We start from the raw sequence: 13,770 nt of genomic DNA, 5'->3' as shown, positions 1-13,770 counted from the left end.
GTCCCTACCGCTGCCATGTTGTATTGCCATGAACCGTTTTACGGGAATCAAGCTTTCTCTTTCCGCTTATCCAAAAGATTACGGTAGACCCCCGCCAATTGCCTGATGTAGTCATTCTGCCGACACCTCTCATGCACATAGGAGCAGCAAGCTTCCTGCATATGTGGATAGTCATCCGAAGCCACACCCGAAGCCCGCAGCAGCGCACGCGCCAGATCCTCCCGGTTTCCGCTCTCAAACCTGAAACCGGTCTCACCTTCCACCACGAGTTCGGGGATACCGCCGATGTTCGCGCCGATCACCGGGGTCTGCGCGGCCAGGGACTCAAGACCGGAGTACGGCATGTTCTCACGCCATTCGGAGCACAGCACGCTGAAACGGGCGTTACCGACCTCGCGCTGCAGGTCCTCGCCGGTCTTGTAGCCGAGCAGACTAATGCGGTGCTCCGCCTCGTCGCCCGTCTGCTTGATGAGATCCTCAATGGTTTCCCGTTCCGGCCCGTCGCCCACGATGTGCAACGTCCAATCCCCGGGAAGGCCCTTGCCGGCGGCGTCCAGGAACGCACGCACGAGCGTGAGGATGCCCTTCTCCTTGGAGAGCCTGCCGAAGAACAGGAAATACGGTTCAACTGTGTCGAACTTGGCGGTGTTCGTGACCTTATGAGCCATCGCCATCTGGCTTTCGGTCAGGAAGTTCTGCATCGCGATGGTACGGCCCTTATATCCGCCCTCATCGAGCTTCTTCTTCATGAACTCGCTCGGCGCGATGATCCTGTCGATCTTGTCGTAGCTGTGGTGGTATTTGAGGAACTCGGCCTCCAGGAACGCGAGACCGCTCTTAGCCTTCGAGCCCTTCACACAGGTCTTCTTCACCGCATGAATGAAGTGACGGTCGAGGCAGTCGTCACACACGTTGCCGGCACCGTCCACCATCGTGTAGGCGGGGCACAGCAGGATGTAGTCGTGTGCCGTGTACACCACCGGCACATGATGCTTCTTCAGGTATGGCGCGTCCAGAATCGACAACGTGAGCTGGCGGTGCACGTTGTTCATGTGAATCAAGTCCGGCTTGAACTCCTCAAGCAACGCCTCGAACTTGCGCTTTGACTCGAACGAGTAGACAAGTGTGGCCGCTTCCTTCGCCTGCTGGAACGCGGAGATCTTACCCACGTAGTCCTTCTCGGACACGAAGTACTTGCTCCAGTAGCTCGGCTCGTTGTTCGGATGCTTCATCGAGAAGAACGCTACCTCGTGGCCGAGCGCCTTCAAGCCTTCGGCCAGCGCGAAGAAGTAAGTCTCCGCACCGCCCTTGCGGTAGAAGTACTTGTTGACGAGCAGAATCCTCATCAGGCCTCCTCCCCTCGGTAGAGGGCGAGCGTTCGGTCGACGACCCTGTCCCAACTGTACTTGGCAGTGATGTAGTCAGCGGCCGTGGCCTTGAGTGATTTCACGCCGGCGGGGTCGCCGAGCAGCACATGGAGCTTGTCGGTGAGATCGTCAATATCACCCTTGCGGAACGTCACGCCGTGGTCCTCGAGTACTTCGGCACACTCGGGAATATCGGAGGTCAGGCAGCAGTTGCCATAGCTCATCGCCTCAAGCAGGCTCATCGGCATGCCCTCAAGATCGCTCGGCAGCACATACACATAGGCGTTCGAGTACAGTTCCGCAAGCTCATGGCCTTCCGTGAACCCAGTCAGGACGATACGCGAATCTCCTTGCGCAGCGGCCTTGATCGTGTCGTAGTACTCGGCGGAATCGGAGGATCCACCGGCGATGACGAGCTTCTTGTCCGTATCGAGACGCTTGAACGCGTTGATCAGGTAATGCACGCCCTTCTCCGGTACGATACGGCCGAGGAACAGGATGTACCCGTCCTTCTCAAGTCCGTACTTGCGCGTGATCTCGTCCGCAGGCACGGGCGTATTGCGCTCGATGCCGTTCGGGATGAAACAAACGTCGCGGCCGTACGTGTCCTTGAAATACCGCTGGACGTTACGGCTCAGGACGATCACCTCGTCCGCGCACGTCGCGGCGGTGCGCTCCCCCAGCTTCAGATACGTGGACGCGAACTTGCCCCATTTGGCGCGCTGCCAGTCAAGACCGTGGATCGTGGCGACCGTACGGATGCCCGCCCAATGCGCCAGACGCAACGGCACGCAGGGACCCTCCGCGTGGTAATGGATCACATCGGGGCGGGCCATAATGGCCTTGACCGTCGCAAAGAACGAGGAGGTGAGCGCGGCCAGACCCTTCGCGTCGATCGTGGTAACAGGGATGACCTTCACGCCCTTGTAAATGAACGGCTTGTCGTTCCGGTTGGACTCGTTGTCAAACCGTTCGCCGGCGACGTTGTGGCCCTTGCGGTTGTACGCCACCACCTGCTCTCCGCGCGCGGCCATGCGGGTGGTGAGCTCGTCCACGACGATCTCAATGCCCCCCTCGCGTGAGGGAATGCGCTTGTGTCCGATCATGGCAATCCGCATTACAAGCCGGCCTTTCCTCTGTCTCTTCGACTCTTCCTTATTGCTTCTGCGAACCGGAACACCCATCCGAACTAATACGAACAAGTCAGAACAGGCGAATGCCGAATCGCATCAAATTTACCCTCACTATAACTCAACAGAGGTAACTACGGGGGGTCAGCTTCTACGAGAAGGCAAAATGTGAACGGTCACGAACGGATTGGCTCCGATCAGTACGCACCCTTGTGGCTCAGGACCGCACCGACGGTGCGGAACAGGAGCACCACATCATCAGGCATCTACCCCTAAAACATGAATACATATATATCCAAAAATTAGAATATACATACCCATAAATTGTCACTTACCCCTTTTATTGATATAATATACCCAGTTTTTAAGGCATACAACCTATGAAAGATGGCATCTTGGATGGAACTGCAGCAGATAGTGCAACACGTGCTGGAATCCCGTTGCGAAACGCAGACTCTGGAGATCAAAGCCGCCGCCGAAGGCACACCCCGCGTCTATGACACCCTATCGGCGTTCTCGAACCAAAACAAGGGCGGCATCATCCTGTTCGGCATCGACGAGCAGCATGGGTTCGACATCTGTGGAGTATACGACGCCCAGGATCTCCAGAAGAAGGTGCACGGGCAGTGCGAATCCATGACGCCCGAGATACGACCAGCGTTCGAGACCATGGTGGCCGACGGGAAAACCATAGTCGCCGCCTATATCAGCGGACACCCCATGAGTGAGCGTCCGGTATACCGCACAAGCAAAGGCATCACCGAAGGTTCGTACACGCGTATCGGTGATGCCGACGTGCGTATGACCGCCACGGAACTCTACGATATCGAGACGTTCAAGGAAGGCCGAAGAGACGACATCAGCACAAGTCCCGCAGCGTCACTCGACGCACTCGACGCAAGGAAAATCAGCCGGTTCATCCTCAACGCAACCAAAGAACGCCCACTGCTGTCGCGTCGCACGGATGACGAGATCCTGTCGCTGACGGGCATCATTCGCGATGATCGGCCCACACTTGCCGGAATGCTCACGCTCGGCGACTATCCACAGCGGGCATACCCCAATCTGTGCATCACCGCCATCGCAGTCAACGGCACCTCCATCAGCCCCGACGCCACAGGGGAACGGTTTCTGGACAGCAAACGATACGAGGGAACCATCGAAGACATGCTGGAGGGCGCGCAGAGCTTCGTAGCCCACAACAGCAGAACCAAAGTGGTCATCAAAGACGGAGAGCGCATCGACGTTCCGGAATATCCGGAAACCGCAATACGTGAGATAATCCTCAATGCGTTGATGCACCGCGATTACGGCCCCTACTGCAACGGCACACCCGTCAGACTCACCTTGTTCTCCGACAGGCTGGAATGTTGGAATCCCGGCGGCGTCTACGGCGGACAGAACATCGACGACATCGGATATGCCAACATGCCTACGCGAAATCCGACGTTGGTATCTCTCCTCGAGATACAGAAGACCGCCGAGAACCGCCACTCCGGCATTCCCGTCATCCGGGAGGAGGCAGCATCCAGAGGACTGCGGCAACCGGAGTTTCTGGACAGAAACGGATCGTTCCTCGTACGGTTCTTCAACGAGAACGCCGTTCCGTCAGCTGACGACCAAACGACCGCGACAGTGAACCGAGTCGAAACCTTCGCACGGCAAGACACCTCTCAATTGACCCACCAAACGGACGATGACCATCACGACCATCATGGAAACGTCAGGAACAACCCCGAGACCATGCGCCGCATGATTCTGCGTTATTGCCATGAGCCACGTTCCGCGAAGGACATCGCCGAACATTTCGACTACAACATAACCTATATGCGCAAAACGTTCATCCGGCCCATGGTCGAGGAAGGAGCTCTGACCAGAACGATGCCCGACAAGCCACGAAGCAAATACCAGCGGTATCTGGCGACGGATCAGCACACAGCCTTATGATCCAGCGACTCAGTACGCGCCCTTGTGGCTCAGGACCGCACCGACGGTGCGGAACAGAAGCACCACATCACCGAGGATCGACCAGTTCTGCACGTACGCGACGTCCAACGCCTCGCTCTCCTCGGCGGACAGGTCTGACCTGCCGGACACCTGCCACGGGCCGGTGATGCCCGGCTTGACCAGCATGCGCGTGGCATACAGGCGGTTGTAGCGCGCGTACTCTTCCGGCAGCGGCGGACGCGGCCCCACCACGGACATCTCACCCAGCCACACATTGATGAACTGCGGCAGCTCGTCGATCGAGAACCGTCGGATGAAATGGCCGACCTTCGTGATGCGCGGATCATCCTTCATCTTGAAGATGAACCGGTCCTTCTGACCGGTCTCGGCGGCGAGCTTGGCCTTCAGGGCATCCGCGTTGACCACCATCGAACGGAACTTGAGCATTTCGAACGGCTTGCCGCGCAGGCCGATGCGCTTCTGCTTGTAAAACACCGGGCCGCCGTCAGTCACCTTGATGGCGATCGCCACCGGCAGTGTGATGATCAGGGACAGCACGATCGCCACCGACGAGACGATCAGATCGAACACACGCTTGATGATGCGGCTCGCCGGGGAATACTGGGCGAGGCGCTGCGTGATGATCGTCGTGCCCTGGATGGAGCGCACCTGAATCTCATGGTTCGCGGTATCGCCCGCGGAGGCGACCATCGCGATCTCCAGGCCGAGGGTCTCCATACGCACGGAGAAGATGTTGTAGTTGTCGGAGTACCGGCGGAACACGTCGGCGACCATCACGGTCTGCGCGTTCATGTCGATGATGCGTTCGGCGAGCGTGTGGTCGTCGTACCGGATCACGGGCAGACGGTGGCCCAGCGAGGCCGTGACCGCGCGGTCGACCGCGTCCGCGTCGTCATCGGGGACCACCAGACCGGACGCCTTGTCCAGACGGACCGGGCAAACCGCCACCGCACGGTAGTTGAGCTGGTCGCGACGTGCGAGGAACCGCAGCGTGCGCCCGATGCCTTCGGGGGATCCGACGATCACCGTGCCGTAGGAGTAGCCGCCCCGCTCGCGGGTGGTGACGATCACGCGGCGCATGATGGCACGTTCGACCATCGTCAGCACACCAGCAGCCAGCACGATCAGGCACAGCGTGCTGAAATACAGGTTCAAGTTGAGGACGAAGCACAACGCGCACAACGCGCCCCACGTCTGCACCATGCCGACGAACAGCAGCGAATTGAGCTGGTAGCCATCACCCATCACATGACGGTGGTAGACGCCCACCGTGTGCAGGCACAGCACGAAGATCAGGGCAGCAACCACCAGATAGACGGACAGGTCGAACTCGAAGCCGCCGAAACGATTGGCATACAACGGCATCGGTTGGCGCCAGTACAGGTTGATGACCGTGACGCCGGCAATGATGAACATGGCAGCGTCGACCAGCATCAGGGCGAGGTTGACGAAGAAACGCCAGTACAGCACCTGGGACAGCTGCCGTTGGCGGATGTCGCTCAGCTGCTCGTCGGTACGCTGCGCCCCCTGCCTCCCGGGCACGCCCATAGATAAATCCGAACCCATGTCTCCCGCTCTCATCCTATCGTTTCCGTCTCTCATCTCGCATCCCGCGACGCTGTCCAGTCTATAGTCCGCGCCGTATGTCCTAAGCGCAAGATCTCACGGAGATGAGACCCACTATAATACAGGAGACACCCCTTTACCCGGGAACAAGGAAGGGATTAGGAAGGCGGACACGGGGGGAGCCAAACCTCCAAGACGCTGGGAGGAGCCGTCGGGGTTCAACGGGCCCCAGCCGTCGGGATACCACCGTTACCGCTGGCGGTGACGACATCCGCCGCCAGCAGGGTCACGTCCGATTCAAGCTTCGCATATCGTCTCTTCATCATTATTCACTGCTGTTCCGCTTGGTTTGCTTCTGGATGTCCCGGGGTTCTTGGGTTTGATGTACACCCATCCGAAACGCTGCCCATCGGCCATCACTGCGGGCCGACGACTCCGGCGGAACCGGCATCGTGGCTGGCCCATGTGCGTTCGGCGGACAGGATCGGCCAAGGGAATTCGACCCGGGCGTCCTCATACGAACGACCGGTCAACAGTTCAAAGGAGGCCGCCAGATGGGATTCATCGACGGAACCACCATGCCCATCGGACTCATCGGACCCGTCGGAGTCTTCGGCCATCGCATGCATCCGATACAGCGAAGCCAGCAGCAGCACACGGTCGAGCACTCCCAACGCGATGGCCGCATCACGCGAGTCATCGGGAATGTAGATGCACCGCATCGCCTGGGTGACCATCGTGGAGGCGTCTGCGCGTTCGACGGGGGCGCCTCCGCCGGGATGCGCAGCATCGGCGGAACCGGCGAAACACCAACCGCCGAGCGGATACGTAACAGCCTCGCTCCTCCAATCAGAACCGATCCACCACGGCGTGCCCGACGCGGCGATATAGACGTCACGTCCGTCGTGCACCTCGGACAACGCAATCCAACCGCTGCCGACGAGTCGTACGCCATCACCCAGATACCGCCGCCACAGCAGCGCATAACGCTTCGCGGCGTTGAATGGGTCGACTGGGACGTTGGAGGCAGCGGAACCGGACGACGACGAGAACAGGTACGCGCAGTTCTCGTACTCGATGCATACGCCACTCACCGCGATGACCTTCCGGCGGGCGAAACCGTCGAGCATCATGTGGCATATGCTCTCCAACGCCAATCGCGGCAATCCCCAGCGCGGATGGCGATGCGACAGTCGGCGCATGATTCGCTCGGAAACGGCGCTGCGCACCGGGGAGCGGTCAGTCACCATCCAATCGGGGATGATGAACGGCTCGAACCGCCCCAGCTGCGTGGACAACAGGCCATGCGACTCGACCACGCAGTCAAGGCCGGCGATCCGGCACGAGAACCGGCCGGATTCGGGAATCACGCCTTCCATGACTCGTACAGCTCCCCCGTCAGTCCTTCGAAACTGGTCCTCACCGCGTCCTCGCTCATATCGCAGGTCAGCACGTAGACCGGAACAGCCTTGAGGATCGCGTTGAGCATGTCCATCGCCTTAGTTGCCTGAGCCGGATCATTGGTCAGATAGATGCGGTTGACAAGCTCGTCCAGGGACTCTTCCGTCGTGGCCTGACGGATGGTGCTATGGACGCCGCCCTCGGCACGTCTGAGAATGCAGATCGCGGCGAGCGGCACCTGCACGTTGTTCTGCCAGCCCTCCTTGCCGCACCATGGGGTACCGCATGCGAGTATGCCATCGGCGACTGAGATAATCGGCTTGTCCCCGTTCACCACCCGTACCGCATCGCCCAGATACCGACGCCACAGACGGATGTGCGTGGATTTGCCAGTGCCATGGTAGGCGGTGAAGACATAGGCCTTCCCGCCGAACTCAACACACGCGCCATGGAAGGTGAGCCGGTCGAATCGCAGCATCTGGCGCGACACCTGATCGTAGATGCACGTCCATTCGGCGATGAGCGGCACGGTCCCGGGATGGCGACGAATCAAATCCGCCACACGCCCCCCCCCTCGAACCGTACACGGACCGGCGTGGCGGCTGCGGTAACGGCGCGCACATCATATCCGTCGCAGCGCGGCGGCACCCCGGGATCCCGATACTCGATGCGGCAATCAACCCCGGCGACCGTACAGTCGAACAAACTGGTCAATTCACTGCTTCTATTTCTCTACTTCGCGGACGACGAGGGCGCGGAGGTGGATTCGCCGAAATCGTACGAATCACTCGAATCTTCTGAGGAATCGCCGTTCCCCGTGACCGGCTTGCCGGTGCCGAAATCGACTGTGGAGCCGTCGTCCGCCGGCTGATCGGGAACCGACTGCTCGACCTTCATCGACGGACCGTCATCGGATGCGCCGCCCTTCGGGGCGATGCCACCCGACTTGCCGGACTGCGCATCGTAGTTCGTCGAGGTCGAAGCGCCACCGGGGGGATTGCTGTTGCCGGCTTCACCGGAATGAGACATGAGCGCCCATACGCCGAGGGCGACGGCCAACAGCAGAGCTACCGCCACTGCTACGATGACCGCCGTCCTCGGAATACGTGTGGACGCGGAATGATCACCGTGCGCCATCAGCAGCAATGCACTCAGGCGTGGGGTTCTCGAAGTCGCAGTTACCGTCGCCGCCACCGCCGATTGACGGAACAGTCTCGCTGATTATCATATCCGTGGCGACGATGTCGTTGTTCATGAGCTTGACCACGATCATGCTCGGCTCTTCATATTGCTTCATGATTGATGCTCCTTAGATAATTCAGGAAAAACGTGAAGATAGATCACTTCACTGGAGCGGCTTAGCGGCCGAGACACCGCTTTCGGCGGTGGGCAGCGTGAAGTCGCTGCCGCCGGCGATGCCACGGGAAACGCTGGTGCCGTCAAGGGTGGTCCACTGCGGGGTGGCGGTGACCTGGCTGTCCGCCCACTCGCCGGGGATGCTGGTGAGCGTGCCGACGGCCCAGTACTTCGCGTCGCTGCCGGACTTGCCGTAATCGGCCGGGGTCAGCGCGACGGTGCCGGAGCCGTTGACCGAAGCGGTCTTGTACAGGGTGGTCGTCCTGACGACGAACTTCTTGGACAGGTTCTGCGTCGGGTCATACAGCGTGAGGTTCACAAACGCAAAGCCGTTGAAGTGCGCGTTCGGCACGGCGGAGTAGACGCGGATGGCGAACTTGCCGTTCGTATTGACGGCGGAGCGCTGGACAAACACGTTCTGCGTCTCCTTGCTCACGAAGTAACCGAACGGGAAGCGCGGGTCGCCGGTGAAGTTCGTGAGCGGCTCCTCCAGCTTGTCATCCCTGTACCAGCCGGCGAACAGGCCGTTGTCGGTGGGCTTGGTGAGGTCGCCGTTGTAGGGCAGCTTCGCCGGGTTGGTCCAGCCGCTGTAGTTGGAGGAATCGTAGTATGTGTACGTATTCTTCGCACCGGGCGCGCCGTACAGGGTGGCGGTCGGGGTGACGCCTTCAGCGGCGCTGACGAACTTGCCGTCGTTGAAGGTAATCTTCGCGTAGACGACCAAGTCCTTACGGACGGAGGAAGTGGAGCCACCCAGCTTGTTGGTGTTCGGCACGACCAACGAGCTCGGGGACTGGCCGCTCATGTTGTTCACGTTCTGGGCGTTCGCGTCGTTGGCGACTTGACCGGCGAGGGACTCGGCGGACGAGACGTTGCCACTGAAGACGCGCAGCTCGGGCTTGTTCTGATCTTCGGTGAGGGAGCCGAGATTGGCGTGGCCGTACTCGGTGGTGAACGCATACGGCTTCTCATTAGTCGGGGTCTGGAACTCGGTGGCCTTGAAGCCGTACACCTCCCCGTTGCCGAAGACGATCGGGGTGGCCGGATCCTGCGGACGCAGGTAGGCCTTCGCGTCAGCGGAAAGCAGATGGATGGACTTGCGGGCGCCGCTGTTGAGGTCCGCGGTGCGCAAGGTGCCACCTTCGATGTAGGCCTTGGCCGAGCCATCAAGGGTCAGCGAGGCATTGCCGCTCTTGACGGAGGAGCTGTCGATGTCGGGCGTGATCTCGCCGGCGGTCTGGGTGTAGGTGCCGTCCTTGACGTACACCTCCTGCACGCGGGCGCTGCCGCCCACCGTGACGTCCGCGCCCCAGGTGTTGACGGCGTAGGTGTCGTTGTCGGTACCGGAGTTCTCGTTGACATACACGCCGTCGGTGATGTTGATCTTCACGTTGGAGACGCGCTCGACCGTCTCGGCGACGCTAACGTCGAAGGACGTCTCGCCGATCTTGCTGTTGTTGGTGACGATCGCGCCGGACGCGGCGCGGATGGCCTGAGTGCCGCCGTAGTTGCTGCCCCAGTCGGCGCCCGCGCTCTGCAGGTTGAGGGTGGAGTTGTTGCCGACGAGGATGCCGATCGCGCGGCCGACGCCGCCGTTGGTGTACAGGCCGGAGCCGTTGGTCAGGTTGAGGGTGGCGCCGGTGATGGACACCGGAATCTCGGAGGGGTACGTCGGCCAGTTCTCGATGCCGTCGTTGACCTTGAGGTTGTCAAGCGTGAACGTGCCGCCCGTCACGTGGAAGTGGGCGTAGGAGACGGTGTGGCCGTTGCCCATGATGGTGACGGTGTTCGTGACGTTCAGGTTGGTGTACTCGCCCGAAGGATGGCCCCATCCCGTGTTGGCGATGTCATCGATCACGTTGATGGTGTCGACGGAGCCCGCGTTCGACTGGTTGAGGCATCCCTCCAGGGACGACCAATTGTCGGCCTCACATGTGCTGGCGGCGTTGGCGGTCGGGACCACGGCCAGACCAAGAGCGCCGAGCATGGCGGCGCCGATCAGCGAAGTGAGCCCCTTCTTCGCAAATTGTTGGATGTTCTGCATATTCCCTCTGTTTCCTATACGCACCCGGCGCCTATACAAGCACGCAGAGCGTCTCATATGCTTCGGCAGCCATCGTATGTAGAGGCCGTCTCACAGGAACGGAGAGAGGTGAATGAAAAATGAATCGGACTTTGAGGCGTTCTTACCAGACGATTTCGAAGGGGCTTCATACCTTGCCTTCATTGGATTTGCTGCATTTACGTGACACACGTCTCTATTTCGTTATTTGAGATATTTTGTCTCGGAAAACGGATGATATTGCGACTGTTCAGGGCGAAGCCGCTTCTAGCCGGCCCTTCACCGAAACTACTCCCCACCGAGAGTGATGACGGCATCGCAGTAGTCGAGGACCTCGTGACGATGGGTGACGACGAGCACGGTACGGTCCTCCAACGCCCGGATGCGTTCGAGCATCGCGTGCTCGGTGACAGTATCGAGCGCGGAGGTGGACTCGTCGAGCAGCAGCACCGGCGCCCGGCTATACAGCGCACGCGCCACAGCGATGCGCTGCATCTGCCCTTCGGACAGGCCAGTCCCACGCTCCCCCAGCTGGGTCTCATACCCCTGGGGCAGCTGCTCGACAAAGGAATCGGCGTCGGCGATGCGGCACGCCTCGCGGACCCGGTCATCGTCGATTGACGACGAATCCGGATCCGGATCGGCGAAGGCGACCGCCTCGCGGATCGTCCCGCTCATCAGATAATTGCCCTGCGGCACATACGCGAAGAACCCGCGGGGGATGTCCGCCGGCGGAATGAGCGTTGCGGGCCGTCCGTACGGCGCCGCCGCGCCCGAGGCGCCGCCCAGCGCGACGCCGATCCGCCCCGACTGCGGGCGATACGCCCCCAGAAGCAGTTTCATCAGGGTGCTCTTGCCGATGCCGCTGCGACCGGTGATCGCCACGAAATCGCCCTTGCGGATATCGGCGGAGAAGTCACGCAGCACCTCGTTGCGCCCATAGGTGAAATCGACGTGGTCGAACCGGATGGCCCCGGCGCGGGAATACAGGGCGCGGACGGCGTCCGGCCGGAGGGACTTGGCGGAGTCGGCGGAATCGACGTCGTCGCGCACCGCGCCCTCGGCATCGAGATCCATCAGACGCTCTGCGCTGGCGAGCATGGCCGCGTGACGCGGGAATATGCCGCCCATCATCGCGAACGGCGACTGAATCTGGCCGATCAGCTGGATCACGGCCATCATCGTGCCGTAGCTGATCGTCCCGTGAAGAATACCGAACCCACACCAGACGAAACCGATCAGATAGCCGACGTTCATCGCGGTCGATAACCCCGTGCTGGCCACCGCGCCGACGAAGACGCGACGCATACGCGCGCGCTGATGATCGACCATACGGTCACCGGCCTGACGACGCACCTTTGCAAGCACACCGAATGCCTGAATCACCAACAGGGACTCCAGACACTCCTGCATGAACGAACGGACACGGCCCTCCGCCTCCTGCACACGCTTATGCAACCGCTTCAGCACGCCACGCAGCAGAAACGACGCGCCGGCCATCGCGCATCCGCCCACGACGAACACCGCGGTCAGCACCGGGGCCAACACCACCATCACCGCGACGACGCCGACGATGCGGATCACCATCGACACAGCGCTGGGCAGCAACGCCACCACCGAACCGCTCACCACGGTCACGTCGGAGGTGAGACGATTCATCAGCTCACCGGAATGGTAGCGCCGCGAATCGGCGATGGGAGCGGCAAGCACACCCGCGAACACGTTGGAGCGAAGCCGATTGTCCATCGAACTGCGCGCGCGTTCGGAAACGACCACGACAAGCGCGCGCAACCCGATCTGCACGACAATCGCAAGCGCGAAGACCACCGCCTCATGGACAAACGCCGACTCATCGCGGGCGACGGCGGCGTCGATCGCACCGCGCATCATCAGCGCATACCCGACGCCGATCGCGGCCATCGCGGCCTGCAGCACGCACAGCACGACCACCAGCCACGATGAGCGTCCGAACACGGACAGCATCCAGCGGTAGGTGCGCCACGTGGAGGGGGACGCGGCGGGGCCGGAACTGGCAAAGGAACTCATGGAAACGTCGGGGCCGGAATCGACGGTGTTCGGGGTCATATCAGCCATCGTACAGGCACACGATACAGGCTGTATACGGCACAGGCCGCACGGCACGCGCGGAAACCCATACAACAGCCAGCGGCGGATTCATCAAAAAACGCGTGACCGTTGGGCCGAATACCGTTCCGCCCTGATGCCCGCCCTCCATCCGGCCTTGTGGTCGGCCTCCATTATCGGACGGACAGCGGATGTGGCGGCATCAGCATCTCAATGCAGACCGGTTCTGTCCTGCGCAACCGGCTCCTTCATCTCTTCCCAGCGGAGAGCGGAGAACACGGGGCTCGGCCTGCCTTTCCCCCAGTCAGTAACCAGTCAGTTCTCTTCTGGTCATATCCGTACCATAAGCAACCCATCATCCCCGGTTCTGGGCATATCCGTACCACGAAGACCCCGATATCTCCGTTTTCATGGCGATCATATGCCCAGAAATCCATTCACGGCACGCATATGCCCAGAATAATTGGTAGGGATATGCCCAGAAAACCAGCGAGCCGGCTCCCATCAGCCTCCATAGCGATAGAACATTCGTTCGATTCCTCCAGACCGTCCGAACCGTCCGTCACGGTCGTGCCGCCGCCGATCGTGGTGCGGTTGGTTACCGTCGGTTCCTAATGAGCGGTCCTCGACTACAGGTCATCACACAGGCTGTCCAGCTATCTCGGTTGTAAGGGGTATATTAACGCCATCTCGGACAGGTATCTGCTTTGCAAGGGGTACCCAAACGGCGAAACAGCAAGTACTATGGTCGGAATTCCAACGGGAATACATGGGCTTTTCGACGTTGAGGTACCCCTTGCAAAGCAGATACCTGTCCGCAGAAGCGCTAATGTAC

General features: G+C 60.7%; 10 protein-coding genes. 1 reads left to right on the top strand and 9 read right to left on the bottom strand.

All coding sequences use genetic code 11. The annotated features are described in order from the left end of the window. Positions 1 to 47: 47 nt before the first annotated feature. Entirely contained in the window at positions 48 to 1,346 is a 1,299-nt protein-coding gene (locus BG22_RS07315) for a glycosyltransferase (protein ID WP_140494498.1), read from the bottom strand. Then, positions 1,346 to 2,485, bottom strand: a complete 1,140-nt coding sequence (locus tag BG22_RS07310) for a glycosyltransferase family 4 protein (protein WP_140494496.1) — start codon at positions 2,483 to 2,485, stop codon at positions 1,346 to 1,348. The genes BG22_RS07315 and BG22_RS07310 overlap by 1 nt, the downstream gene beginning before the upstream one ends. Before the next feature lie 411 nt (positions 2,486 to 2,896). On the opposite strand from BG22_RS07310, the gene BG22_RS07305 reads away from it, so the two are divergent. Further along, positions 2,897 to 4,444, top strand: coding sequence for an ATP-binding protein (locus BG22_RS07305; protein ID WP_181163442.1), 1,548 nt, complete (start codon positions 2,897 to 2,899; stop codon positions 4,442 to 4,444). A 9-nt stretch (positions 4,445 to 4,453) separates the two neighbouring features. Here the strand turns inward: BG22_RS07305 and BG22_RS07300 are convergent, their stop codons facing one another. The 7 genes from BG22_RS07300 to BG22_RS07275 all read right to left on the bottom strand — a co-directional run bounded on the left by BG22_RS07300 (position 4,454) and on the right by BG22_RS07275 (position 12,935). After that, the gene (locus tag BG22_RS07300) at positions 4,454 to 6,031 is read right to left on the bottom strand and encodes a sugar transferase (protein ID WP_140494492.1); all 1,578 of its coding nucleotides are present in this window, start codon (positions 6,029 to 6,031) and stop codon (positions 4,454 to 4,456) included. Positions 6,032 to 6,447: 416 nt separating this feature from the next. Continuing rightward, positions 6,448 to 7,410 (bottom strand): hypothetical protein, encoded by a 963-nt coding sequence (locus tag BG22_RS07295; RefSeq protein ID WP_140494489.1) that lies wholly within the window; start codon positions 7,408 to 7,410, stop codon positions 6,448 to 6,450. Then, positions 7,398 to 7,994 (bottom strand): hypothetical protein, encoded by a 597-nt coding sequence (locus tag BG22_RS07290; RefSeq protein ID WP_140494487.1) that lies wholly within the window; start codon positions 7,992 to 7,994, stop codon positions 7,398 to 7,400. Before BG22_RS07290 ends, BG22_RS07295 begins: the two co-directional genes overlap by 13 nt. A gap of 170 nt (positions 7,995 to 8,164) precedes the next feature. After that, positions 8,165 to 8,509 (bottom strand): hypothetical protein, encoded by a 345-nt coding sequence (locus BG22_RS07285; RefSeq protein WP_140494485.1) that lies wholly within the window; start codon positions 8,507 to 8,509, stop codon positions 8,165 to 8,167. Between the two features lie 46 nt (positions 8,510 to 8,555). Next, positions 8,556 to 8,729 carry a hypothetical protein gene (locus BG22_RS10865; RefSeq protein ID WP_181163441.1) on the bottom strand — a complete coding sequence of 58 codons (174 nt, stop codon included), beginning with the start codon at positions 8,727 to 8,729 and terminating at the stop codon, positions 8,556 to 8,558. 48 nt (positions 8,730 to 8,777) lie between these two features. Continuing rightward, on the bottom strand, positions 8,778 to 10,832 hold the full coding sequence (locus BG22_RS07280; RefSeq protein WP_140494483.1) for a hypothetical protein: 2,055 nt from the start codon (positions 10,830 to 10,832) through the stop codon (positions 8,778 to 8,780). Between the two features lie 306 nt (positions 10,833 to 11,138). Continuing rightward, on the bottom strand, positions 11,139 to 12,935 hold the full coding sequence (locus BG22_RS07275) for an ABC transporter ATP-binding protein (RefSeq protein WP_181163440.1): 1,797 nt from the start codon (positions 12,933 to 12,935) through the stop codon (positions 11,139 to 11,141). Positions 12,936 to 13,770 lie beyond the last annotated feature (835 nt).

Origin of the sequence: Bifidobacterium sp. UTBIF-78, from assembly GCF_006408945.1 — a bacterium.
Classification (GTDB): Bacteria; Actinomycetota; Actinomycetes; order Actinomycetales; family Bifidobacteriaceae; genus Bifidobacterium; species Bifidobacterium myosotis.
Note: the sequence above shows the minus strand (reverse complement) of the source record. Positions and strands in the feature narration are given on the sequence as shown.